The 21,569-nt window shown below is 64.1% G+C and carries 32 protein-coding genes; 20 read left to right on the top strand and 12 right to left on the bottom strand.

Annotation, left to right across the window (positions count from 1 at the left end; all coding sequences use genetic code 11):
* Positions 1 to 211: hypothetical protein (locus tag QJT78_RS15735; protein WP_281460264.1), on the top strand; the 211-nt coding region annotated here is incomplete at its 5' end.
* A gap of 460 nt (positions 212 to 671) precedes the next feature.
* Here the strand turns inward: QJT78_RS15735 and QJT78_RS15730 are convergent.
* The gene (locus tag QJT78_RS15730) at positions 672 to 1,172 is read right to left on the bottom strand and encodes a peptide deformylase (RefSeq protein WP_028149776.1); all 501 of its coding nucleotides are present in this window, start codon (positions 1,170 to 1,172) and stop codon (positions 672 to 674) included.
* Positions 1,173 to 1,250: 78 nt separating this feature from the next.
* Here QJT78_RS15730 and QJT78_RS15725 point away from each other — a divergent pair, with 78 nt between their 5' ends.
* Both QJT78_RS15725 and QJT78_RS15720 read left to right on the top strand, forming a co-directional pair.
* Positions 1,251 to 1,835 (top strand): TetR/AcrR family transcriptional regulator, encoded by a 585-nt coding sequence (locus tag QJT78_RS15725; protein ID WP_028149775.1) that lies wholly within the window; start codon positions 1,251 to 1,253, stop codon positions 1,833 to 1,835.
* Between the two features lie 102 nt (positions 1,836 to 1,937).
* Positions 1,938 to 2,516, top strand: coding sequence for a membrane protein (locus tag QJT78_RS15720; RefSeq protein WP_028149774.1), 579 nt, complete (start codon positions 1,938 to 1,940; stop codon positions 2,514 to 2,516).
* A gap of 17 nt (positions 2,517 to 2,533) precedes the next feature.
* Here the strand turns inward: QJT78_RS15720 and QJT78_RS15715 are convergent, their stop codons facing one another.
* Positions 2,534 to 2,992 (bottom strand): cupin domain-containing protein, encoded by a 459-nt coding sequence (locus QJT78_RS15715; RefSeq protein WP_028149773.1) that lies wholly within the window; start codon positions 2,990 to 2,992, stop codon positions 2,534 to 2,536.
* A 323-nt stretch (positions 2,993 to 3,315) separates the two neighbouring features.
* Between QJT78_RS15715 and QJT78_RS15710 the strand changes: the two genes are divergently transcribed.
* Entirely contained in the window at positions 3,316 to 4,536 is a 1,221-nt protein-coding gene (locus QJT78_RS15710; protein WP_281460263.1) for an MFS transporter, read from the top strand.
* Positions 4,537 to 4,542: 6 nt separating this feature from the next.
* Here QJT78_RS15710 and QJT78_RS15705 read toward each other — a convergent pair whose 3' ends face one another.
* Genes QJT78_RS15705 through QJT78_RS15695 form a run of 3 tightly spaced genes read right to left on the bottom strand, consistent with a single transcriptional unit; the run spans position 4,543 to position 6,320 of the window.
* Positions 4,543 to 5,421, bottom strand: a complete 879-nt coding sequence (locus tag QJT78_RS15705) for a bifunctional helix-turn-helix transcriptional regulator/GNAT family N-acetyltransferase (RefSeq protein ID WP_038942909.1) — start codon at positions 5,419 to 5,421, stop codon at positions 4,543 to 4,545.
* 52 nt (positions 5,422 to 5,473) lie between these two features.
* Entirely contained in the window at positions 5,474 to 5,887 is a 414-nt protein-coding gene (locus QJT78_RS15700) for a cupin domain-containing protein (protein WP_028149770.1), read from the bottom strand.
* Positions 5,888 to 5,918: 31 nt separating this feature from the next.
* Positions 5,919 to 6,320 carry an Ohr family peroxiredoxin gene (locus QJT78_RS15695; RefSeq protein ID WP_028149769.1) on the bottom strand — a complete coding sequence of 134 codons (402 nt, stop codon included), beginning with the start codon at positions 6,318 to 6,320 and terminating at the stop codon, positions 5,919 to 5,921.
* A gap of 148 nt (positions 6,321 to 6,468) precedes the next feature.
* On the opposite strand from QJT78_RS15695, the gene QJT78_RS15690 reads away from it, so the two are divergent.
* Complete coding sequence (locus QJT78_RS15690) at positions 6,469 to 6,939, top strand: MarR family transcriptional regulator (RefSeq protein WP_028149768.1); 471 nt, start codon at positions 6,469 to 6,471, stop codon at positions 6,937 to 6,939.
* Between the two features lie 77 nt (positions 6,940 to 7,016).
* Here the strand turns inward: QJT78_RS15690 and QJT78_RS15685 are convergent, their stop codons facing one another.
* Positions 7,017 to 7,172 (bottom strand): hypothetical protein, encoded by a 156-nt coding sequence (locus QJT78_RS15685; protein WP_085965426.1) that lies wholly within the window; start codon positions 7,170 to 7,172, stop codon positions 7,017 to 7,019.
* A 100-nt stretch (positions 7,173 to 7,272) separates the two neighbouring features.
* Positions 7,273 to 7,626 (bottom strand): MmcQ/YjbR family DNA-binding protein, encoded by a 354-nt coding sequence (locus QJT78_RS15680; protein WP_028149767.1) that lies wholly within the window; start codon positions 7,624 to 7,626, stop codon positions 7,273 to 7,275.
* A 69-nt stretch (positions 7,627 to 7,695) separates the two neighbouring features.
* Between QJT78_RS15680 and QJT78_RS15675 the strand changes: the two genes are divergently transcribed.
* The 3 genes from QJT78_RS15675 to QJT78_RS15665 all read left to right on the top strand — a co-directional run bounded on the left by QJT78_RS15675 (position 7,696) and on the right by QJT78_RS15665 (position 9,664).
* On the top strand, positions 7,696 to 8,247 hold the full coding sequence (locus tag QJT78_RS15675) for a carboxymuconolactone decarboxylase family protein (protein WP_028149766.1): 552 nt from the start codon (positions 7,696 to 7,698) through the stop codon (positions 8,245 to 8,247).
* Between the two features lie 126 nt (positions 8,248 to 8,373).
* Positions 8,374 to 9,000: a PadR family transcriptional regulator gene (locus QJT78_RS15670; RefSeq protein WP_028149765.1), complete on the top strand. Its 627-nt coding sequence runs from the start codon at positions 8,374 to 8,376 to the stop codon at positions 8,998 to 9,000.
* A 19-nt stretch (positions 9,001 to 9,019) separates the two neighbouring features.
* Positions 9,020 to 9,664 (top strand): class I SAM-dependent methyltransferase, encoded by a 645-nt coding sequence (locus QJT78_RS15665; RefSeq protein ID WP_028149764.1) that lies wholly within the window; start codon positions 9,020 to 9,022, stop codon positions 9,662 to 9,664.
* On the opposite strand, the gene QJT78_RS15660 is transcribed toward QJT78_RS15665, so the two are convergent.
* Positions 9,645 to 9,878 carry a 4-oxalocrotonate tautomerase family protein gene (locus tag QJT78_RS15660; RefSeq protein WP_038942911.1) on the bottom strand — a complete coding sequence of 78 codons (234 nt, stop codon included), beginning with the start codon at positions 9,876 to 9,878 and terminating at the stop codon, positions 9,645 to 9,647. The two genes, QJT78_RS15665 and QJT78_RS15660, sit on opposite strands and share 20 nt — an antisense overlap.
* Positions 9,879 to 9,995: 117 nt before the next feature.
* Between QJT78_RS15660 and QJT78_RS15655 the strand changes: the two genes are divergently transcribed.
* From QJT78_RS15655 to QJT78_RS15605, 11 genes are all read left to right on the top strand, one after another.
* Entirely contained in the window at positions 9,996 to 10,889 is an 894-nt protein-coding gene (locus QJT78_RS15655; RefSeq protein ID WP_212479376.1) for a LysR family transcriptional regulator, read from the top strand.
* 339 nt (positions 10,890 to 11,228) lie between these two features.
* Positions 11,229 to 12,893 carry an acetolactate synthase large subunit gene (locus QJT78_RS15650; RefSeq protein WP_028149761.1) on the top strand — a complete coding sequence of 555 codons (1,665 nt, stop codon included), beginning with the start codon at positions 11,229 to 11,231 and terminating at the stop codon, positions 12,891 to 12,893.
* Between the two features lie 164 nt (positions 12,894 to 13,057).
* Positions 13,058 to 13,405, top strand: coding sequence for a Lin0512 family protein (locus QJT78_RS15645; RefSeq protein ID WP_028149760.1), 348 nt, complete (start codon positions 13,058 to 13,060; stop codon positions 13,403 to 13,405).
* Between the two features lie 4 nt (positions 13,406 to 13,409).
* On the top strand, positions 13,410 to 14,099 hold the full coding sequence (locus tag QJT78_RS15640) for a GNAT family N-acetyltransferase (RefSeq protein WP_028149759.1): 690 nt from the start codon (positions 13,410 to 13,412) through the stop codon (positions 14,097 to 14,099).
* A 73-nt stretch (positions 14,100 to 14,172) separates the two neighbouring features.
* The gene (locus QJT78_RS15635; protein ID WP_028149758.1) at positions 14,173 to 15,357 is read left to right on the top strand and encodes a serine hydrolase domain-containing protein; all 1,185 of its coding nucleotides are present in this window, start codon (positions 14,173 to 14,175) and stop codon (positions 15,355 to 15,357) included.
* A gap of 94 nt (positions 15,358 to 15,451) precedes the next feature.
* Positions 15,452 to 15,661 (top strand): DUF2892 domain-containing protein, encoded by a 210-nt coding sequence (locus QJT78_RS15630; protein WP_028149757.1) that lies wholly within the window; start codon positions 15,452 to 15,454, stop codon positions 15,659 to 15,661.
* Positions 15,658 to 16,170 (top strand): sigma-70 family RNA polymerase sigma factor, encoded by a 513-nt coding sequence (locus QJT78_RS15625; protein WP_028149756.1) that lies wholly within the window; start codon positions 15,658 to 15,660, stop codon positions 16,168 to 16,170. Before QJT78_RS15630 ends, QJT78_RS15625 begins: the two co-directional genes overlap by 4 nt.
* Before the next feature lie 3 nt (positions 16,171 to 16,173).
* Positions 16,174 to 16,521, top strand: a complete 348-nt coding sequence (locus QJT78_RS15620; protein ID WP_028149755.1) for a carboxymuconolactone decarboxylase family protein — start codon at positions 16,174 to 16,176, stop codon at positions 16,519 to 16,521.
* A gap of 28 nt (positions 16,522 to 16,549) precedes the next feature.
* On the top strand, positions 16,550 to 17,215 hold the full coding sequence (locus tag QJT78_RS15615; protein WP_028149754.1) for a DUF429 domain-containing protein: 666 nt from the start codon (positions 16,550 to 16,552) through the stop codon (positions 17,213 to 17,215).
* A gap of 118 nt (positions 17,216 to 17,333) precedes the next feature.
* Positions 17,334 to 17,477, top strand: coding sequence for a hypothetical protein (locus QJT78_RS15610; RefSeq protein ID WP_193375931.1), 144 nt, complete (start codon positions 17,334 to 17,336; stop codon positions 17,475 to 17,477).
* A 92-nt stretch (positions 17,478 to 17,569) separates the two neighbouring features.
* Positions 17,570 to 18,274: a glutathione S-transferase N-terminal domain-containing protein gene (locus QJT78_RS15605; RefSeq protein ID WP_028149753.1), complete on the top strand. Its 705-nt coding sequence runs from the start codon at positions 17,570 to 17,572 to the stop codon at positions 18,272 to 18,274.
* Between the two features lie 2 nt (positions 18,275 to 18,276).
* On the opposite strand, the gene QJT78_RS15600 is transcribed toward QJT78_RS15605, so the two are convergent.
* From QJT78_RS15600 to QJT78_RS15590, 3 genes are all read right to left on the bottom strand, one after another.
* On the bottom strand, positions 18,277 to 19,059 hold the full coding sequence (locus tag QJT78_RS15600; RefSeq protein WP_028149752.1) for a sulfite exporter TauE/SafE family protein: 783 nt from the start codon (positions 19,057 to 19,059) through the stop codon (positions 18,277 to 18,279).
* Between the two features lie 3 nt (positions 19,060 to 19,062).
* Entirely contained in the window at positions 19,063 to 19,695 is a 633-nt protein-coding gene (locus tag QJT78_RS15595) for a TetR/AcrR family transcriptional regulator (RefSeq protein ID WP_038942917.1), read from the bottom strand.
* 216 nt (positions 19,696 to 19,911) lie between these two features.
* A complete protein-coding gene (locus tag QJT78_RS15590; protein WP_028149750.1) occupies positions 19,912 to 20,283 on the bottom strand; it encodes a tRNA-binding protein in 372 nt (123 codons plus the stop codon).
* Between the two features lie 104 nt (positions 20,284 to 20,387).
* Here QJT78_RS15590 and QJT78_RS15585 point away from each other — a divergent pair, with 104 nt between their 5' ends.
* Positions 20,388 to 20,741, top strand: a complete 354-nt coding sequence (locus tag QJT78_RS15585; RefSeq protein ID WP_028149749.1) for an ArsC family reductase — start codon at positions 20,388 to 20,390, stop codon at positions 20,739 to 20,741.
* Between the two features lie 41 nt (positions 20,742 to 20,782).
* Here QJT78_RS15585 and QJT78_RS15580 read toward each other — a convergent pair whose 3' ends face one another.
* Positions 20,783 to 21,475 (bottom strand): hypothetical protein, encoded by a 693-nt coding sequence (locus QJT78_RS15580; RefSeq protein ID WP_038975756.1) that lies wholly within the window; start codon positions 21,473 to 21,475, stop codon positions 20,783 to 20,785.
* Positions 21,476 to 21,569: the final 94 nt, after the last annotated feature.

Raw genomic sequence — 21,569 nt, 5'->3', positions numbered from 1 at the left:
TAGTCTCGGTCATGGCGTATCGCTCTCCTCGAGAGGTTCTGGCAGGCTCGTCACCCGCCTCGATACGCCGCCTTCCTCACACCGTCATCACCCAGATTCCGCCATAGCTCCATTTGCCAGGACCGTCGTCACATTCAGCGGGATGCCGCTGAATCCATCAGCCACTCTTGCATTCGGCGTTGCGATGCTTGGGCGCGGTACCGCGATCTGACCAATCGCGGCAAGCGAAGTCGCTGTCAGCGCGCCGGCAATACAGCTTGCTTGCCAAATCTTCAATATCGCCAGCCGCGCGGCCGCGGCCCCCCATTCATGTCCCCGACTTGGCACGCAGATTGGCACGCAGATTAAGGAGGCGAGGGGATGACAATGGGGCGCACCTGTGGCGCAGGTGCGGCCTGTCTCGGCCGCATCGCCAAGATCGCCTAAATTGGAAGTTGCGGTCGTGATACGCCTCGCGCCGAGGAACAGGACGGGCGCCATATCGCGCAACCATCGCTAAACAAGGCATCTTCGTGCGTTAGCGCATCGAGACCGGCGCCCGCGCGCACGCTGCTCCCAAGCATCTCGAGGCCGCGACGTCGCAAGACCCGAGGACGGTTCGCTGGGATGGACTATCGCGATCCGCTTTATGACCGCTAGCGTCGGTCTCAGCGGAGCCGGTCTAGCCAAGTTCAGGTCTGCCGTAACATCTTCTCATACTTCTTCACCAGCCGCTCCCGCTTCAGGCGCGACAGCCGCTGAATCCAGAACATCCCGTCGAGCTGATCGATCTCGTGCTGGTGGCACACCGCGCGCAAGGCTTCAGACTCTTCGGTTCGTGTGTTGCCATCAACATCCTGATAGCTGATCCGCACGCGCGCGTGGCGCTGGACCTCGTCGTTGACGCCGGGCATCGAGACGCTGCCTTCGAGATGAAGGATCATCTCGGGCGAGGCCCATTCGATTTGCGGATTGACGTAGGTCTGCGGGCCCGCTTTGGCGTCGAGCTCGAGCACGACGACGCGCAAGGGCACGCCGATATGCGGCGCCGTGATGCCGATGCCGGGCGCGGCGCGCATGGTGTCGAGCAGATCCGCTGCAAGCTCGCGCAAGGCGTCGTCGAATGCGGTGACGGGACGGGCCGGCATCGCGAGCCGGCGGTCGGGATAGCGGAGGAGGGGACGAATGGTCATGCAGGCTCCCTACCACTCACGGATGGTTGAAGCATCCCGTTCTTGACTACCTACCAACTGGAAGGTAGCTAACCCGCCATGACCAACGTTTCCTCGACGGCCGACGACATCCTGGCCTGCGCGCGCACCCTGATCATCGCGGGCGGCTATAACGGCTTCAGCTATGCCGACGTGGCCGACGTCGTGGGTATCCGCAAGCCGAGCATCCACCACCATTTCGCCAGCAAGGTCGATCTGGTCCGCACCCTCGTGTCGCGCTATCGCGCGGAAGCCGAGGCGGGACTGTCCGCACTCGAACGCAATGTCGCGGACCCTCGCGACCAGCTCAAAGGCTATGTCCGGTATTGGGAGGCGTGCATCAATGATGCGACGGCTCCCTTCTGCGTGTGCGCGCTGCTTGCCTGCGAGCTTCCGATCCTGCCGGAGGAGGTGGCGCTTGAAGTCCGCGCGCATTTCCGTTCGCTGGCGTCGTGGCTGACCTCGGTGATGGAGCGCGGCAAGCGGAAGGGGCAGCTGCATCTCTCCAGCGCAGCGAAGGTCGAGGCTGAAGGCTTCATGGCGACCGTTCACGGCGCGATGCTGTCGGCGCGCGCCTACGGCGACCCAAGGATGTTCGGTGTGATCACCGGGCCGCTGCTGGATCGGTTGTCCGCCAGACACTGAAACACTTCGACGAGACGACAACGACGCGCCCGCAGGCAAGCTGGGGGCGGAGGGTGATCTGTTACGCGTGACTACCAACTAGTAGGTAAAGGAGAGAAAGCAGTGACGCATCATCAATTGGATCTCGTTCGGGCCGACCGCGAGCAATGGCTGAAGCTCTACTACTTCATCCGGGCGGCGTTCTCCGTCGCCTGGGTCGTTGCAGCCTTTGCCGTCGGGCCGTCATCTGCGGCGATCGCCGGCGCCTTGCTCGTGCTCTATCCGGGATGGGACGCCGCGGCCAACTTCGTCGACGCGTTGCGCAGTGGCGGGCTCGCTCAAAATCGCACGCAGGCGCTGAACGTTCTGGTCAGCCTGGTGACCACTGTCGCGGTCCTCGTCGCCTTGCAGATGAGCATGAACCGGGTGCTCGGCGTCTTCGGGGCCTGGGCGATCCTGTCCGGATTGCTCCAGCTGGGAACCGCGATCCGTCGCTGGAGAAGTTTTGGCGCGCAGTGGGCCATGGTGCTCAGCGGCGGCCAGTCGGCTCTGGCCGGCGGCTTCTTCATCTTTCAGGCCACGACGCCGATGTCTCCGACGATCGCGAATGTCGCGGGCTACGCTGCAGTCGGGGCGATCTACTTCCTGGTCTCGGCGGTATGGCTGACCGTGACCGAGTGGCGGCGTGGCGTCGCCGTGTGAGGCGTCGCCGCTGCCGTTCATTCGAGCGGATAAGGCGTGCCGTCCTTGTGCACGAAACGGCCGTCGGAATTGGCGCTCATCATGTCGATGTCGGAGCACGTCGTGAGATCGTCGGGTGAGCGCGAGCCGACCTCGAGATAGACGGCCATCGCATCCGAGCGGTTGATCATGTGATGGCCGTTGCCGCTGCCTTTCGGGAAGGCTGCGCAGTCGCCGGCGCGCAGCACGGTTTCGCCGTTGTCCTCGATCAGGACCACTTCGCCCGCGAGCACGTAGACGAACTCGTCCTCGTGCGAATGCCAGTGCCGCTGGCTCGACCAATTGCCCGGCGGCAGCTGCATCAGGTTGACACCGAAATCGGAGAGGCCACCGGCATTGCCGAGCCGCTTGCGGATGCGATCGGCGCAAGGGCCGGCGAAAGGCGCGGGATAACCGGAGCCTTTCCGGCCCGGCACGGCGAGATCAATCTTTGGCATGCAGCTATTCTCTCCGAAGTCGGAGCATTGACCGCGCACCGGATCGGTGGCGTGCGCCGGATCGGCGACGTCCGGAGCGTGATCAGATCGTGTTGGCGGGATGATGACATTGTGCCGGTGTTTTGCCCGACGTGTCAAACGCGCCCCTCGCGCTGCGGGGTGTTGGTAAGTCCTTGATCCGGCAGCGGCCGGCTACTGTGCATGGGGTTGTTTTCGGGATTTTCGTTTGGCGGCGCCAAAAAAATCTGGTGTCCTCGATGCCGTTGTCGGCAGGCGCAGTTCCCATTCGTCTTCCACCCAGACAGATCTGACGGGAGACCCAAATGAACGCTTCCTCCTATCGCTGGGTGATCGTCGCCGCCGGCGGCTTGCTCGGCTGCGTCGCGATCGGCGGCATGTTCTCGCTGCCGGTGTTCCTCCAGCCGATCGCCAAGGACACCGGCTGGTCGGTGACCGGCATTTCCAGCGCGATGACGATAGGCTTCCTGGCGATGGCCTTCACCAGCATGGCCTGGGGCACGGCGACCGACAGATTCGGGCCGCTGCCGGTGGTGCTGACGGGATCGACGGTGCTGTCGCTCAGCCTGTTCGCCGCAAGTCATGCGACCTCGCTGCTGGTGTTCCAGGTCATGTTCGGCCTCCTGGTCGGCGCCTCCTGTGCGGCAATCTTCGCGCCGATGATGGCGACCGTCACCGGCTGGTTCGACACCCATCGCAGCCTGGCCGTGTCGCTGGTGTCGGCCGGCATGGGCATGGCGCCGATGACGATGGCGCCGCTCGCGGCCTGGCTCGTCTCCGGCCACGACTGGCGCACCTCGATGCAGATCGTGGCGCTGGTGGTCGGCGTCATCATGATCCCGGTCTCGTTCCTGGTGCGACGCCCGCCCGCGCTCGCGCATGCCGTCGCCGTGCCTGCCGGCGAGAGCGCGCCGCAAGGGGAGATGTCGCTGGGCGAGGCGCTGCGCTCGCCGCAATTCATGATCCTGCTCGCCACCAACTTCTTCTGCTGCGCCACCCATTCGGGCCCGATCATCCACACCGTCAGCTATGCCGTGAGCTGCGGCATCCCGCTGATCGCGGCGGTGACAATCTACAGCATCGAGGGCTTTGCCGGCATGGGCGGCCGTATCGCCTTCGGGCTGCTCGGCGATCGTTTCGGCGCCAAGCGCGTGCTGGTGACGGGGCTGCTGTTGCAGGCGTTCGGCGCGCTCGGCTATGTCTTCGCGCAGCAGCTCGCGACGTTCTACGCGGTCGGCGCCGTCTTCGGCTTCATCTATGCCGGCACCATGCCGCTCTACGCGGTGCTGGTGCGCGAAAACTTTCCGCTGCGCATGATGGGCACGGTGATCGGCGGCACGGCGATGGCCGGCAGCCTCGGCATGGCGACCGGCCCGCTCGCCGGCGGCCTGATCTACGACGCGTTCTCCAGCTACGCCTGGCTCTATATCGCCTCCTGGGCGATGGGCCTCGGCGCCTTCCTGATGGCGATGAATTTCAGGCCATTCGCGAAGCCGCAAGGCGAGGCTGCGGCGGCGGCGGCGTGACGCGGCCTATGACTGGATGTGCTTTTCGAAAAAGAGATCCGGGTAGGGATCATCGTTGAAGCGGGGGATCTCGCGCCAGCCCGTGGTGCGGTAGAGCTGGCCGGCCTCGGCGAGCGCGCTGTTGGTGTCGAGCCGCAGCAGCGCGATGCCGAGGTCACGTGCGGCATTCTCGGCCGCGTCCATCAGGCGTCGGCCGAGCCGCAATCCGCGCGCTGCGGGGGCAACCCAGAGACGCTTGATCTCGGCATAGTCGTGATCCGTTCCCTTCAATCCGACGCAGCCGATCGGCAGCGTGTCGGACATCGCGACGATGAAGGTGCCGCGCGGCCGGCGCATGTCCTTGGCGTCAGGATCGCGCGACAGCGAGACGTCAAAACCCTGCTTGAAGCGGCGGCCGAGCTCGGAATAGTACTCGCGCAGGCAATAACGTGCTGCTTCGCTCCGTGGATCCATCTCCTCCAGCCCGACGCGCTCGCGCGTCAATGCGGAGGCGATCAGGTCCATCGCCGCCAGCAGCGCCTCGCGCTGCGAATGTTGCGCCAGGAAGCCTTCGGCCTGCGTATTGGACAGCGCCTCGTAGGCTGCGAATTCGCGCCGTCCCGCACGCGTCAACGTCGCGACACGGCGGCGCGCATCGTCCTCATGCGTCGTGGTCTCGACCAGCCCTTCGTCCTCGAGGCTGCGGAGCAGCCGGCTCATCAATCCGGAATCGAGCCCGAGATAGTCGCGGATCTCCGCCACGTCCGAGCGCCCATGTCCGATCGCGTTGAGCACGCGCGCCGCCCCGAGCGGCCGGCCGCGCCCGAGGAACGAGGTGTCGAGCGCGCCGACGGCGGAGGTCACGGCGCGATTGAAGCGGCGGACGCGGGAGACGGAATCAAGCATGATACCTGACTTTAGTCAGATATTGTGTGCGGGTCAATCGAGACGGTCGGTCTCACTTCACCAGCGTCAGCAGCGGCTTGTCCTTGGCGACGATATAGGTCGCAAGCTCGCTCGCGGTGTCCTGGCCGACGTTCTTCGCCGCATGCACCGTTCCGGCCGGAATGAACAGCACGTCGCCTGCCCTAAGCGTCACCGGGGGCTTGCCGTCGACGTCGTATTCGATGGCGCCTGTCAGCACATAGATAATCTCCTCGCCTGGATGCGTGTGCCGGCCGAACGCAACTCCGGGCGCGAGGTCGACGCGGACCTGGATCGCCTCGCGACCGGGCGCGCTGAGATCATGGCGCTGGAGGTCGGTGCGCGTGACGCCGGCCGGCTGGGCTGCCGCCGGCAGGGTGAGAAGGTTGGTCGCGAGCACGGCAGCGCTCGCAAGCATGCGCAGGGTTCGTAATGGATAGGGGCTCATGGTCGGCTCCTGATGTTCGCTTGATGGCGGGTCAGACGAGAGTGGTGGTCACCTCGATGTTGCCGTGGACGGCCTTGGAGTAGGGGCAGATGCCGTGCGCCGCCTCGATCAACTCCTGGGCGATCGTGCGATCGACGCCGGGAACGCTGACGTCGAGACGGGCCCGCAGGAAGAAGGCGCCATTGGCGTTGCTCAGGTCGATCGTGGTGTCGACCGACGGTTCGCTCGGCAACTTGACCTTGCGTTGGGCGGCGGCGAGGCCGAGCGCGCCGAGGTAGCAGGCCGACCAGGCGGCGGCGAACAGGTTTTCGGCGGCCGGGTGCGGCTGGGCCAGCTTGATATCGAGAGAGCCGTCGTTCGCGTGCGCGGCGCCGTCGGGGCCGGAGGTGACGTGGGTCTTGCCGGTGAAGAGAAGCTTTGCAGCGGTAGTCATGGCGGATCCTTTCGGGTTCGATTTAGATCGTATCCGATCTAATCGTGTGCGTGTCGAAATATACCCGTCGCCCTATCCGGTCAAGCTCTTCCGATTTAATCGGATGCGATTTATATGGATTTAGAGATCACGAATTGCGGAGGTTCACGTGTCCCGTCCCGCCAAAGCCGCCGGCAAAGGCCGAAAACTGTCGAATTTCCTGTGCTTTGCCGTCTATTCGGCAAATCTGGCCTTCGGCCGCGCCTACAAGCCCCTGCTCGACAAGGTGGGGCTGACCTACACCCAGTACATCGCCATGGTGGCGCTGTCGGACGAGGACGAGCAGACCGTCAGCGCGCTCGGCGACAAGCTGTTCCTGGAATCCAACACGCTGACGCCGATCCTGAAGAAGCTCGAGCAGAGCGGTTACATCAAGCGCCACCGCGATCCCGCCGACGAGCGGCAGGTGCGGGTGAGTCTGACGCCGGGTGGCCGAAAGCTGATCGAACAGGATCTCGGCAACTCCGTGATCGATGCGACTGGCCTCGGCGACGAATTTCCGGTGGTGCAGAAGACGGTGAGCCGGTTGCGCGATAATCTGCTGCGCGCGACCCAGGCGGCCGGTGAGAAGAAACGCTGAGCGGGCAGCGCCTTCCCGCTGGGAAAGTCGGAGGCGGCGTCCGCCTCCGATACAAGCACGAGGAAAAGCGCGCGGCTCTAGTTGCAGACCGTGCGCGGAATCATCCAGGTCGCAAAAGTCTGCCAGAACCCGTCTTCGCGACGGCGCTGGTAAGCGACGAAGTCGGCGTCATCATCATCATGCACGAGTTCATAGCGATAAGTGTTGGCTGCAGTGGTGTTGAGCTTGCTCATGGAGCACTCCATCTCGAATGGGCTTTGCTTTGAGCTAGGTGCGGTGCAGCAAAAGTCCAATGGGAGTATGATGACCAGCTCATCACGTTGTGGAGAGTGCTCAGTCCAGCCCGAGCGCCTTGCGCGATTTGCGCGTGAGCTTTGCGACGATCAGGGCATGGGCCTGCGCCAGATAGGCAGTGAGTTCCGCATCGGGAAGTGCGTTGTTGCTGGCGAGCTGCACCCATTTGGCGCGCGCCAGATACGGCGCCGGTCTTGCCACGCCATGCTCGATCAGCATCGCATAGGCCATGTCCGAGACCTTGAACATGTAGCCGCCTGAGCCCGCGGCAAAGCCGCCGCCGAGCGCGAACATCTTGCCGCCGACCTTGAACACGGAGGTGCCTTCCCACTGCACCATCTTGGTGGCTGCGGGCAGGCGCAGGCAGCGGGCTTCGAATGTCTTGGGTGTCATGCGCTCGCACTTGAGACGAAAGGCCCGCCGTTATGGCAACATGCGTCTTCCAACCAGGGATGAATTGCCATGTCGCGCGTTTCGATCAAGACCAGGGACGATTTGCCAGAGGTGCTGAGGCCGCTGTGGGACAAGATGACGACCTACGGCGCGTTCGAGAACCAAGCCGGTGTCATGGCCCACCGCCTGCCGATCTTCAAGCATATGTGGTCGCTGCTGGTCGATCTTGCTGAAGAAGGCAATGTCTCGAAGCGCCATCTGGAGCTCGCGCTGGTCACGGTCTCGCTGCTCAACAAATGCGACTATTGCGTCTCGCACCACGCACCAAAGCTGGCGGTGCAGGGCGTGTCGGAGGAGGGCGCCGCGCGCCTCGTCGATTACAAGGATCATCCCGAGCTCGATGAACTCGACAAGCTCGTCGTCGAATATTCCATCGCCGTCACCAACAACTGGAACAAGACCCGCGACGAGATATTCGCACGCCTGCGCGCGCATTTCTCGGAAGCCCAGATCGTCGAGCTGACCTGGCGCATCGCGCTCTGCGGTGCCTTCAACCGCTTCAACGACATCCTTCAGCTTGAGGTCGAGCAGGGCGTTCCTCACAGCGAAGCCGCGGAGTAATCGGTCGCTGGCGGTGCTGGTCCCCCGAGCCGGGACCAGCGCCAAGGCGCCGATCACAGACTTGTGGGTTGCGGTCGTCTATCTCAAGATATATCGTAAGATATATTTTACAAAAGGACGTACGATATGCACCACGGACGAGACCACAAAGACTTCCATTTTGGGCATTTCGCCCATTTCGTCATGGGCCGGCACGGCGGCGGTCGACGCTTCGGCCGCGGCGGGCATGGCTTCTTCGGGCGCGGCCCGGGCGGCGATTTCCCTGGGGCAAGGCGGCTATCCTCGCAGGACCTCCAGCTCGTGATCCTGGCGTTGCTCGCCGAAAAGCCGGCTCATGGGTACGAGCTGATCAAGATCATCGAGGAGCGGTCCGACGGCTTCTACACGCCGAGCCCGGGCGTGATTTATCCGGCGCTGACCTATCTGGAAGAGGTCGGCCACAGCAGTGTCGAGCAGGATGGCGGTCGAAAGCGCTACAGCATCACGCCGCAGGGCGAGGCGCATCTCGCCGAGAACCGCGCCACTGCGGATGCAATCCTGCAAGCGCTGTCGCGGATCGGTCGCCGCATGGACGAGGTGCGCGAGGCCTTTGCCGGCGTCAGCGATCTCGATGCCGACGCCTCCGACGAATTGCACCGTGCCCGCCACAACCTCAAGCGCGCGCTGCGTTCCAGGCTTGGCAGCGACCCCGCCGAGGCGCGCCGCATCGCGGCGATCCTGGATCGTGCCGCCGCGGAAATCCTCGGCAAATAACTGAGAGGCGAAGCAACACATGAATGATCGGCCCCACAGCCCGATTCAAGACCTACGCGTCAACGCCGTCCTCGCGCGCCTCCAAGGCGCGCGGCAGCGGTCGGCCGGCGGCGGGCCGCGCGGCTCCTTCAACAGCCGTGATCCCCACGCCTATGCCGAGCAGGGCTTTTCGATTCATTCCGAGCAGGGCGAACTGATCTATCTGCTGTGCCGTGGCTTGCGTGCTACGCGCGTGGCCGAGTTCGCCACCTCGGTCGGCATGTCCACGCTCTATTTCGCGGCCGCTATCCGCGACAATGGCGGCGGCACCGTGATCGGCTCGGAGATCGTGCCGGCCAAGGTCGAGACCGCCAAACGCAATCTCGCCGAGGCCGGCCTTGCCGACTATGCCGAGATCCGCGAGGGCGATGCGCGAAAAACCTTGCGCGATCTCGGCGGTCCCGTCGACTTCGTCCTGATCGACGGCTGGCCGGGTGAGAGCGGTCCCTCGCTGGCGCGCGAGGTGATCGGGATCGTCGCGCCGCAGCTGCGCGTCGGCGGCTACGTCATGAACGACAATGCCGAGCCCGACTATCTCGATTTCATCCGCGATCCCAAAAACGGTTTCGTCTCGATGACGTTGCCGCTCAAGGGCGGCACCGAGCTCAGCCTGAAGCTGAGGTAGCAGCGTCGCTTGCGCGATAGGCGTCGGGAACCACGAACACCTCGTCGGCGCGGCCATAACCGCCATCAGGCACTTCCTCGATCAGCACCATGGTGTGCGTCCGCGCCGCTTCGCCGAAATAGTGCGCGTACAGCGCGGTGAGGTTGTGCACGATCGCCGCCTTCTGCGCCCGCGATAAGGCGGCCTGGGGGATCTTGATATTCGCGAAGGGCATGATGGATCTCTCCGTGTGATGGGGTGTGGTTGCTCCTGTTCGAGAATGCCCGATCGCCGCGACCGGATAATCGCGAAAAACTTGTCATCACTTGTCGGCTGTGGTGAACAATCGGCCATGGACCGATTTGACGCCATGCGCCTGTTCGTCCGCCTCGTCGAACGGCAGAGCTTTACGGCTGCAGCTGCCGATCTCGGCATTCCCCGCTCGACGGCGAGCGAGGTTTTGCGCGGGCTCGAGGCGCGGCTGGGCGCGCGCCTGCTCGAACGCACGACACGGCATGTCACGCCGACGCTCGACGGTGAGGACTATTACCGCCGCTGCGTCGCCATCCTCGCGGAGGTCGAGGAAGCCGAAACCACGATGCGCGATGCGCGACCGCGTGGCTTGCTGCGCATCGACGCACATCCTTTGCTGACCCGCACTTTCATCTTGCCACACCTGCCGGAATTCCTGGCGCGCCATCCGCAGCTCGACTTGCAGATCGGGCAGGGCGACCGGCTGGTTGATCTCGTGCGCGAGGGCATCGATTGCGCGATCCGGTCGGGAGAGCCCGAGGACAGCGGGATGATTTTGCGGCGCCTTGGCACAGTCGAGGAAATCACGGTGGCGAGCCCGGGCTATCTCGCCAGCCACGGCATGCCCACGACGCCTGATACGCTCGACGGGCATCAGATGGTCGCGTTCATCTCCTCGCGCACCGGCGACGTGCTGCCGCTGGAGTTTTCCGTTGCCGGCGGGCTGCGCAATGTGGTGCTGCCGAGCCGGGTACGCGTCAATAATTCCGACACCATGGCCGATCTCGCGCGGCTCGGCTTCGGCCTGACGCAGGCGCCCCGCTATCGCTTCGCGGCGGATCTCGCCAGCGGTGCGCTGGTCGAGGTGCTGGTCGGCTATCCACCGTCGCCGACGCCGCTCTCCGCGCTCTATCCACAAAACCGACAGCTCGCGCTCCGCTTGCGCGTCTTCCTCGACTGGATATCAGGCATCTTTGCCGAGGCGAAGCTGTGAGAGGGCGTCGGTTGGCTTGCGCCGGATCTTAATCGTAGCCCGGATGGAGCGAAGCGCAATCAGGGGCCTCTCGATCCGCGGGCGCGGATTACGCTTCGCTCCATCCGGGCTGCGAGGCGAGTTGGTGAACGCAGCTTTTCCTCTTGCCTCATCATTGCGAGCGCAGCGAAGCAATCCAGAAGTCCGTCTGTGGAGGCAGTCTGGATTGCTTCTTCGCAAGGGCTCCTCGCAACGACGATGTTGGAGGCGTCGCACGCCTCTTTGTGAGTTGTGCTGTAGCCGCGAGCGGCTACCATGTGACCGCTCCCGACCACGGGACGCACAGCGAGCGGAGGCGACATGAGCGGGCAGGAACGCAAGGCAAAAGGATCGGACCTGTTTGTTGCGGCGCTGGAGAACGAGGGCGTCGATCGCATCTTCGGTATCCCCGGAGAGGAAAATCTCGACCTCGTCGAATCACTGCGCACCTCCAAGATCGAGCTGGTCCTGACCCGTCACGAGCAGGCCGCGGCCTTCATGGCGGCCACGCATGGTCGGCTCACCGGCAAGCCGGGAGTGTGTCTCTCGACGCTCGGCCCGGGCGCGCTCAACCTGTCCACGGGCGCCGCCTATGCCCATCTCGGCGGGATGCCGATGATTTTGATCACCGGCCAGAAGCCGATCATGAGCAGCCGGCAGGCGCGCTTCCAGATCGTCGACGTGGTCGCGACCATGAAGCCGCTGACCAAGCTCTCCCGGCAGATCATCAGCGCCTCCAGCATTCCGACCGTGGTGCGCGATGCCTTTCGCGTGGCGATGGAGGAACGGCCGGGGCCGGTGCATCTCGAGCTGCCCGAGGACATCGCGGGCGATGAAGTGCCGGCTGTCCCCGTGATCCCGGTCCATCCGATTGAAATTCCGGTCGCCCATCGCGCCGCGCTCGACCGCGCGGCCGAAATGATCCTGGCCGCAAGACGTCCATTGGTGATGATGGGAGCTGCGACCAGCCGGCCGCGCTCGACCCACGGCATCGCCAGCTTCGTGCGGCGAACCGGCATTCCGTTTTTCACGACACAGATGGGGAAGGGCACGGTGCCCGGCGGCACCAATCTCTACATGGGCACGGCGGCGCTATCCGAGCGCGACTATGTTCATGACGCGATCGACGCAGCCGATTTGATCGTGGCGATCGGCCATGACCCGATCGAGAAGCCGCCCTTCATCATGGGGCCGTCGGGACCGAAGGTCATTCACGTCAGCTACACGCCAGCCAGCGTCGAGCTGGTCTATTTCCCCGATGCCGAGGTCGTCGGCGACGTCGGCCCGAGCCTGGAGCTGCTCGCCGACCGGCTCGAAGGCAAGCTGCCGCAGGCGGCGGCGCTGTTGCCGTTGCGCGAGGAGATCCTCACGCACATCGCCGACCGCGCCACCGAGGCGCGCTGGCCGCCGACACCGCAGCGCATCGTGCACGACATCCGCCAGGTGATCCCGGAGAATGGCATCGTCGCGCTCGACAACGGCATGTACAAGATCTGGTTCGCGCGCAACTACCGAACCCGCGTCGCCAACACGCTGCTGCTCGACAATGCGCTGGCGACGATGGGCGCCGGCCTGCCGTCGGCCATGATGGCCGCGATGCTCTATCCCGAGCGCCGGGTGCTCGCGGTCGCCGGCGACGGCGGCTTCATGATGAACAGCCAGGAGATGGAGACCGCCGTCCGCCTCAAGCTCAATTTGGTCGTGCTGGTGCTCGAGGACAACGCCTACGGCATGATCCGCTGGAAGCAGGCCGTCGATCACTTCGCCGATTACGGCATGACGTTTGGCAATCCCGATTTTGTCCTTTACGCGAAGGCCTACGGCGCCAAGGGACATCGCATCGAGAGCATTGACAGCTTCGGCCCGACGCTCGATGCGGCCTTCAAGGAGGGCGGCGTGCATCTGGTCGTGATCCCGATCGACTATTCGGAGAATGTGCGCGTGCTGGTCGACGAGCTGCGGGCGCATGAGAAGGCGAAAGCGTGAGAACTGCGATCTCGTGCTCCGGACGCAGCGCAGCGCCCCTTCGGCTCTGCGCAGCAACGCCAAGAGCGTTGCAGCGCGTCCGGGACACGAGAGATGCAACCGCACTTGTGCCGCATCCTAGTCCCCGACAATCACAATCACCCAACCAACCACAGGAATAAGACATGACTCGCGTTCGCTGTATCACCGAGATGGGCATGGGCGTTGACGTCCACGGCAGGGACGCCACCAAGGCGGCGAAGCGCGCGGTGTCGGATGCCATCAGGCATTCGAGCCTCGGCTTCTTCCGGATGATCGGCAAGACCGCGAACGACATGTTCGTCGATGTCACGATCGCCGTGCCCAATCCCGAGGCGGTGGACAAGGAAGCCGTTGCGAAGGAGCTGCCTTACGGCACGGTGACCGTGACTGCGGTCAAGGGCGGGCTGGAGATTCCCTCGGCCACGGAAGTGGCCAACGATTCTATCCTCATCGCCAACGCCGCCGTCATCGTCAGCTTCGACAAGGACTAGGCCGGTGTCCGACAACGATGAGCGGCTCCTGGATCGTCCGATCTGGAGCGCGCTGACGACCAGCCAGAAATACCTGGCGGAGGGCGGCCCGCGGGCGCTGCGCTATCCCCTCGATGTGACGCCGTTTGCCGACATCGTCGACATGTCTGCGGCTAGCTTTGCGGCGCTCGGTGATCTCATGTCGGGCTCGCAGGTCGCCGCGCTGTTCACGCCGGAGCCGGTCGACGTTCCCGCCGGCTTCAAGGTCGTGCTCGCCGAGACCGGCGAGCAGATGATCGGCTCGCCGGCCGACAGCCCGCTTCGCGATGCCGAGATTGTCAAATTGGGCGCGGCCGACGTCGCCGCGATGATGGCGCTGACGGAGCTGACCAAGCCTGGTCCGTTCGCGTTGCGCACCCATGAGCTCGGCACGTTCCTCGGCATCCGCGTTGCTGGAGAATTGGTCGCGATGACGGGCGAGCGGATGAAGCCGGGAAGGTTCGTCGAGATGACGGCCGTCTGCGTGCATCCGGACTATCGCGGGCGCGGCTACGCGCAGGCGCTGCTGGCGGCGGTCGCGCGCCGGATCGAGGCGCGCGGCGAAATTCCGTTCCTGCACGTGTTTTCTCATAACGCCTCGGCGATTGCGCTGTACGAACGGCAGGGCATGAAGATCCGTCGCCAGCTGCACGTTACGGCGCTGATGAAGATTTGAGGGCCGATCGGACGGTCTTCATTTCCCGCGAAAGCGCGCTATATCCATCCCAACCATAATTTGGGGGAAACACATGGACGTCAGGACAACGGATTTTTCCGCCGCACGGACGGCGATGCAGCGCTATGTCGATCAGGAGATCATTCCGGGTGTGTCCTGGGCCGTGCTCCGTGGTCATGAGGTGGTTGACCAGCAATGCGTCGGCTTTGCCGATCGCGAGGCAAAAGCCGCGCTGCGGCTCGACCACATCTTTCGCGCGTTCTCCAATACCAAGATATTCGTGACGTGCGCGATCATGCTGCTGGTCGAGGAGGGCCGCATCGGGCTTGATGATCCCGTCGAGAAATTCCTGCCGCAGCTCGGCAATCGCAAGGTGCTGAAGCAGGGCGCGGCGAGCCTTGCCGATGTCGAGCCGGCGAAGAGCCCGATCACGATCCGCCAGCTTCTGACCCACAGCTCGGGCCTCAGCTACGGCATCTTCGATCCCGGCACGGTGCTGTTCAAAGGCTATAACGAGGCGCGCGTGCTCAATCCGCTCACGCCGCTCTCCGACATGATCGACAAGCTTGCCGATCTCCCGCTGTCCTATCATCCCGGCACGGGCTGGGAATATTCGGTCGCGACCGACGTGCTCGGCCGCGTGGTCGAGGTTGTCTCCGGCCATGCGCTCGACACCTTCCTCAAGGCGCGCATCTTCGATCGCCTCGGTATGGTCGATACCGGTTTCTCAGTGCCCGAGGCGCAGCAGGGCAGGCTGGTTGCGCTCTACACCGGCGCCGATGTGCTCGATCCGATGAAGCCGGGCCTGACGCGGGCCGACAATCTGCCCTATCCGGGGGCCTATCGGCAGCCGTTTCCGCGGCTGTCGGGCGGCGGCGGTCTGGTCTCGACCTTGCCCGACATGCTGGCGCTGGTACGCGCGCTGCTGCCCGGTCCGGATGCGCTGCTGAAGCTCGACACGCTGCGGCAGATGATGACGAACCAGTTGCCCGCAGGCCAGACCATCCGATTTGCCAATCTCGGGCCGATCCCCGGCAAGGGCTTTGGTCTTGGCGGCGCCGTCACCTTTGCGCCGACGCCGTTCGATCCCCCGAATTCGACCGGCGAATTCCAGTGGGGTGGGCTTGCCGGCACCCATTGGTGGATTTGTCCGCAGGCCAACACCGCGGGCGTGCTGATGGCGCAGCGCCATATGGGCTTCTGGAACCCCTTCTTCTTCGAGTTCAAGCGCCTGGCCTACCAGGCGGTCGGGGGCTGATCGCGAAAAATTGCCGGCGTCCGCGAATCCTTTCCGGCCTTCGCGTCCTCTTGATGGTCGAGGCATTTTGCTTCGGCTCATTTCGGAGGATGTGATGGCATTCTACAGGAAGAATATCGGCGGTCTGCATCAGGCGGTGCGGATTGGGCTCGGAATTGCGATTGCGATTGCCGCATTCGTGTATCTCGCCGGCGTCGCGGCGTGGCTGGTGGCGCTCGGGGGCGCGGGCTTCGCACTGACGGGGCTCGTCGGCTATTGCCCGATGTGCGCGATGGCCGGCATCGGACGAGGAGGCGTGTCGTGAGTGCGGCGGCGATCTCGTCAAACCTGTTCGAGGCGGCCCGGCTCGGCGATCCCCAGGCGATCGCGTCTCTGCTCGAGACGGCGCAGCCGGATATCCGCCGCTATGCACGCGCCACCTGCCGCAGCTCGGCGGATGCCGAGGATGCAACCCAGGAGGCGATGTTCCGCCATGTCGGCACGATCCGCTCGCTGGTCGCTTTTTCCGCGTGGCTGTTCAGCGTGGTCCGCCGCGAATGTCTGCGGCTCGCGCGCAAGGCGGGGCTTGCGCCATCGATCGACGACGGCGAGGCGGAGGCTCTGCTGCTGTCGCGCTCCGAGGCCGATTTGCGTCTTGACGTGGCGGCTGCGTTCGAAGCGTTGCCAGCGCACTATCGCGATGTCGCGCTGATGCGGGACGTCAAGGAAATGACCATCGACGAAATCGCCGCCGCGCTCGGTGCGTCCAGGCAGACCGTGAAGGCGCGCCTGCATCGCGCCCGCGCCCTGATGCGCGAATATCTGACGAGGTGAGACATGACCGAATATCAAACGCCTGACGATCTGAAGTCTGTCCCCGCGTTCGTGGCGCTGGCGCCGGTGGAGGCCAACGCGTTCCTTGCGTTCAACCACGCGGTCGAGCGCAAGGACGGTTTGATCCCGCCGAAATATCGCGAGCTGATATCGCTCGCGGTCGCACTCACCACGCAATGCGCCTATTGCCTAGACGTGCATACGGCGCAGGCAGCGAAAGCCGGCGCGACGCGGGAGGAAGTCGCCGAAGCGGCATTGATCGCGGCCGGCGTGCGCGCCGGCGGCACGCTCGGCCATGCGCTGCTGGCGCAGCGCCTGTTCGAGCGGCACCGTGACGACGGAGAAACATAGATGTCTTGTCGACGTCGGGACGCATGATTTGCCAAACTATCTCGGTCTCGATGGATTTCGCTTCGGCTGGGTCGCAGCCTGGATCGACGAGCGCGGCGATCACGGCTTCGATTATTCGCCGGGCCTCACGCGCTTGCTCGCGTTGCCGTATGCGCGTGCGATGATCGACATGCCGATTGGATTGAAGCCAAGCGGCTATCGAGCCTGCGACCTGCGCGCGCGCGAATTGGTCGGCCCTGCCGTGTTTCTCGGGGCGCGCCGTGACCTCTGGACATTTCCCGACATGGCGGCAGCCAATCGCCATTATTGGGAGCGGGAAGGCAAGGGCAGGGGCGTGTCGGCGCAACTCTGGAACATCAGGGACAAGATCAGGGACGTCGACGAGATCATGACGCCGGCGCGGCAGGTGACAATTGGCGAAGCGCATCCGGAATTGATTTTCTGGAATCTGGCGGGCCGAGTCCTTCTCCCGACGAAGACGTCGGCGCAAGGTCGTGAGCTGCGCATCTCGCTGCTGGCGCAACGCGGCTTCACGCGCCTGGAGAGATGGCTGACGCAGCGTCATGGCACCGGCATCGGACGCGACGATCTCATCGATGCCTGTGCCTGCGCGGTCGCGGCCCGCGACAGCACACAGCATGTCGGCGGCGAGGAGGTCGATCCACGCGGGCTGCGGATGGAGATCAATTATTGAGGTCGCGGCCTCGCGCGTCTCGATTCGGGATAAAGTGGCAATTTATTTGAAGCGTGCAGGAACTGTCGACGGTCGGCCCGCGTTCCCCGTGCGAACCGATGACGGAGAAGCTCGTGCGATGAAGGATGCCAGTCAGTTCGCGACCGCGATGCTCGCGCTCGTTTTCACCGGAACGCTGCTCGTCACCGGCCAGCTCTTCATCGAGCAACGCGCTCAGCGCGATATCGCGTACGCCGCCAGGCACCTGCTGCGGCCCTTGTAGTCCGGCTTCGATGCATGATCACTGCTCGGCCTTGCGCCGTTCGATGGCTCGCCTAGATTAGGCGGCATCTCACGAAAGAAGCCGGGGTTCCGATGCCTGATCTGTCCACCTTTCCTATCACCAAGCGCTGGCCTGCCAGGCATCCGGAGCTGCTTCAGCTTTATTCGCTGCCGACGCCGAACGGCGTCAAGGTGTCGATCATGCTGGAAGAGATCGGTCTGCCTTACGAGGTCCACCTTGTCGACTTCGGCAAGGACGACCAGAAGACGGTGGAATTCCTCTCGCTCAATCCGAACGGCAAGATTCCGGCGATCCTCGATCCCAACGGTCCCGGCGGCCGGCCGCTGCCGCTGTTCGAGTCCGGCGCGATCCTGCAATACCTCGCCGAGAAGACCGGCAAGCTTCTGCCGGAGGATGCCGCGCGCCGCTACCAGGCCATCCAGTGGGTGCATTTCCAGATGGGCGGCATCGGGCCGATGTTCGGCCAGGTCGGCTTCTTCCACAAATTCGCCGGCAAGGATTTCGAGGACAAGCGGCCGCTCGAACGCTACGTCGGCGAGGCCAAGCGTCTGCTCGGCGTGATGGAAACGCATCTTTCCGGCCGGCAGTGGTTCATGGATGACGACTATTCCATCGCCGACATCTCCATGATCGGCTGGGTGCGCAATCTCATCGGCTTCTACGGCGCCGGCGATCTCGTCGAATTCAGCCAGTTCAAGTCGGTCGGTGCCTGGCTCGAGCGGGGGCTGGCGCGTCCTGCCGTGCAGCGCGGCCTGAACATTCCGAAGCGGCCGTAGAATCAAGTCAGCGCCTTATGCGTCATGTAGAGCGCCATCACCGAGATGAGGGCGATCATGACCCTGTGCAGCACCGCTTTGCTGACGCCATTGGCCGCGCGTGCGCCGAGATCGGTTCCGATCCAGAGGCCGGCGAGAATCCCGACGATGGCCGGCCAGCCGACCATGAGCCCCTTGCTCCAGTAGATCCAGGCCGCCGGAATGTTGGTTGGGATGACCGAGAAGATGAGGCTGACGAGTTGCGCCTGATGCTGCGGGACGCGTAGGCCCGCAGCGAGGCCGACAGTGATCGCGAGCCCGCCGCCGATGCCCATGAAGCCGGAGGAAAATCCGGCAAGCGCGCCGATGAGAAGCAGGGGGAGCCAAGGCAGTTCGTCTCGGTCGGCGGACGCGTGGCTGCCGTCCTTGCGGTCGCGGCGCAGGATCAGAAGGGCGATCAGCGCGACGAGATAGACGACGTAGGTCCATTGCAGCACCGAGTCGGAGACCGCCGCCGCGGCGTAACCGCCGCCCGCACCGCCGACGAGAAATCCGAGGCCGATCCAGGCGATCCATTGCAGCGGGCTGCGATTGCCGCTCTGCCAGTAGCGGCGTACGCCGGCGAGGCCAGTGGGCGGGACCTGCGTGATCAGCGACGTCCCCTGGGCGATATGCTGCTCCGCGCCGAGCAGCAGCACAGTGAAGATGACGAGCCCGCCGCCCGGGCTCGTTCCCATGAAGCCCGATGTCAGTCCGCCGACGAGACCGACGCCAATGCCTGCGAGGAGATCGTGAATCCCGGACATCGCTTACGTCCTGGTCCGTCGCTTGATGTCAGGCCTGGTCGTGCGAAATCCCTCGATCACGCCGCCGACGGCCTTCATGCAGGCCTCGATGTCAAAATCCTCGCCCCAGCATTTCTGCAGCACGAAGCCCTGGAAGATCGCGATGAGCACGCGCGCGATCGCATCGGCGCCGAGGTCGCGCTTGATCAGGCCGACATGCTGGCCGCGCTCGACGAGCGCCACGATCAGCGCGCGCGGCATGTCGATGCCTTCGACGACGCTGGTGCGGACGCGGCGGTTGCGCAGGGCCTCCGCCCAGCCGTGAATGCCGACGCGACGCCGCGCTTCGCCGGCGGGATCGGTGAGCCATTGCGCGTAGACGCGGATCAGCGCGTGGAGTCCCTCGATCGGATCACCCGATCCCTGCGCAACCGAGTTGAGCACGGCCTCGCGACGATGCCGGTCGTCGGCGAGCGCCTCGATCAAATCGTCCTTGCTCTGGAAGTAGAGATAGACCGCGCCGTGGCTCAAGCCCGACCGTTTGACGATGTCGGCCATGCCGGTCTGGTGAAAGCCTTGCTCGGCGAAGCAGGCGAGGGCCGCTTCGAGGATCTGCTGCCGCCGGCCTTCACGTTGCTTGTCGCTGATCTTGGGCATTTTGGCCGTCCATAAATAACTGACAGATTGGTCGTTTTGACCGTTTGCTCGACGCGGCTCCTACCAAGCCGGACGTTAATAAAAAAACGATCAGTCAGTCATTTTTATTATCAAAGGCGATCTTGGTCAAGTCCAGACGATCCGGAAACAGGAGGATCAAACCGTTACCGGGGGGCTATGGCGGAGGTGACGGCGGCCCGGCCGGCAATCGCGCGGCTAGAACAGCCGTCCGCCGTTCGGCACAGGCTTGCTCGGCTGCACCAGCACGACCTTGCCCTCGGCATCGGGGAAGCCGAGCGTCAACACCTCCGAGACGACCGGGCCGATCTGGCGCGGCGGGAAGTTCACGACGGCCGCGACCTGCTGCCCCACCAGCGTCTCGAGCGGATGATTTTCGGTGATCTGGGCCGAGCTCTTGCGCACGCCGATCGCGGGACCGAAGTCGATCCACAGCCGCCAGGCCGGCTTGCGCGCCTCCGGGAACGGTTTTGCATCGACGATGGTGCCGACACGGATATCGACCGCGAGGAAGGTGTTGAAGTCGATGGCTGGCGACGCGGTTGCGGCGGGATCGTGAGTGACGTGCATTGATGTATCCGTTCGGAGAGCGAGGTTCGTTCGCAATGTTGTCGCGCGAACCGGAGTTTCGTACAACGCTGCAGTCATCCAACGACGCATGCGCGAGGAAGGTCTTGCCCAACATCATCTACGGCATCAAGAACTGCGACACCATGAAGAAGGCACGCGCCTGGCTCGACACCCATGGTGTCGCCTACGAGTTCCACGACTACAAGGCCGTGGGCGTCGAGAAGGACAAGCTCAAGCAGTGGAGCGACAAGGCTGGCTGGGAGACGCTGCTCAATCGCGCCGGCACGACCTTCAAGAAGCTGCCGGATTCCGACAAGGAAGGCCTCACCGAGAAGAAGGCGCTGGCGCTGATGCTAGCGCAACCATCGATGATCAAGCGGCCGGTGCTCGAAGTCGGCGGCAAGCTTCTGGTCGGCTTCAAGCCGGACATCTATGCCAAGGAAGTCAAGACCAAGTAGCTCAAGACCAAGTAGGTCGGCGCCAGATTGCGCTGCTGATTCTAATTCAGCTCGACGATCTCGGTGGTGACGCCGGGCTGATCGGCGAACTCGACGACGTCGGCCGCAGCGATCCGGCCGGGAGCGCGATGGAAGAGATCGCGGTCGATCACCGCGCGCAGTTTCGGGCGCGGCAGCGCGTCATTTCCGCGCATCAGATTCTTGATCTCGAAGCCGCCGTCCTCGCAGAACGTCTTGAGCGAGGCGATGACGTGACAGACCTTGCCGTCGGTCTGGAACGGCAGCAGCAGCCGTTCATAGGCAACCACGCGGCCGTAGATGTCGTCGACGTCGGCCACGCTGTAGACCGGAAGCCCGCGCGCCACGCATTCATAATAGATCGGCATCACGAAGGGTGCGAGGCGCGGCCCGATATAGTCGTCGAGCACAACGCCCTTACCGGTATGTCCATAAGCGCGCGAGATGCGCGTGCCTTCGCTCTGGATGACGAGACGCGGCGCCGGCGCGGAAATGTCCACGGTATAATAGATGAGATCAGACAGCTCTTCCTCGAGCCGCGCGGGCTGATACTCCCAGATCGCCGGCACCGTCTGCCCGCGCGCATAAAGCCGCAGCCACGTGTTCAGGAGATCACGCTGCCTGATCGACTTGACGACAGAAGGAGCGGCGCTTGCAAAATCCAAGGCAATTTCCAAGACAATATTCCCGACGCATAAAACCCGCGCATGATCCATGCGGCGGGAAAATTTTCTATGAAGGCTGGCGCGCGGGATGAAAGACCGTTAACGACGGCTTGATGACCGGTGCCTTGCGAACCGGGAGGCCGGG

It is taken from the genome of Bradyrhizobium sp. Mp27 (genome assembly GCF_029953005.1).
Lineage (GTDB): Bacteria > Pseudomonadota > Alphaproteobacteria > Rhizobiales > Xanthobacteraceae > Bradyrhizobium > Bradyrhizobium barranii.
Note: the sequence above shows the minus strand (reverse complement) of the source record. Positions and strands in the feature narration are given on the sequence as shown.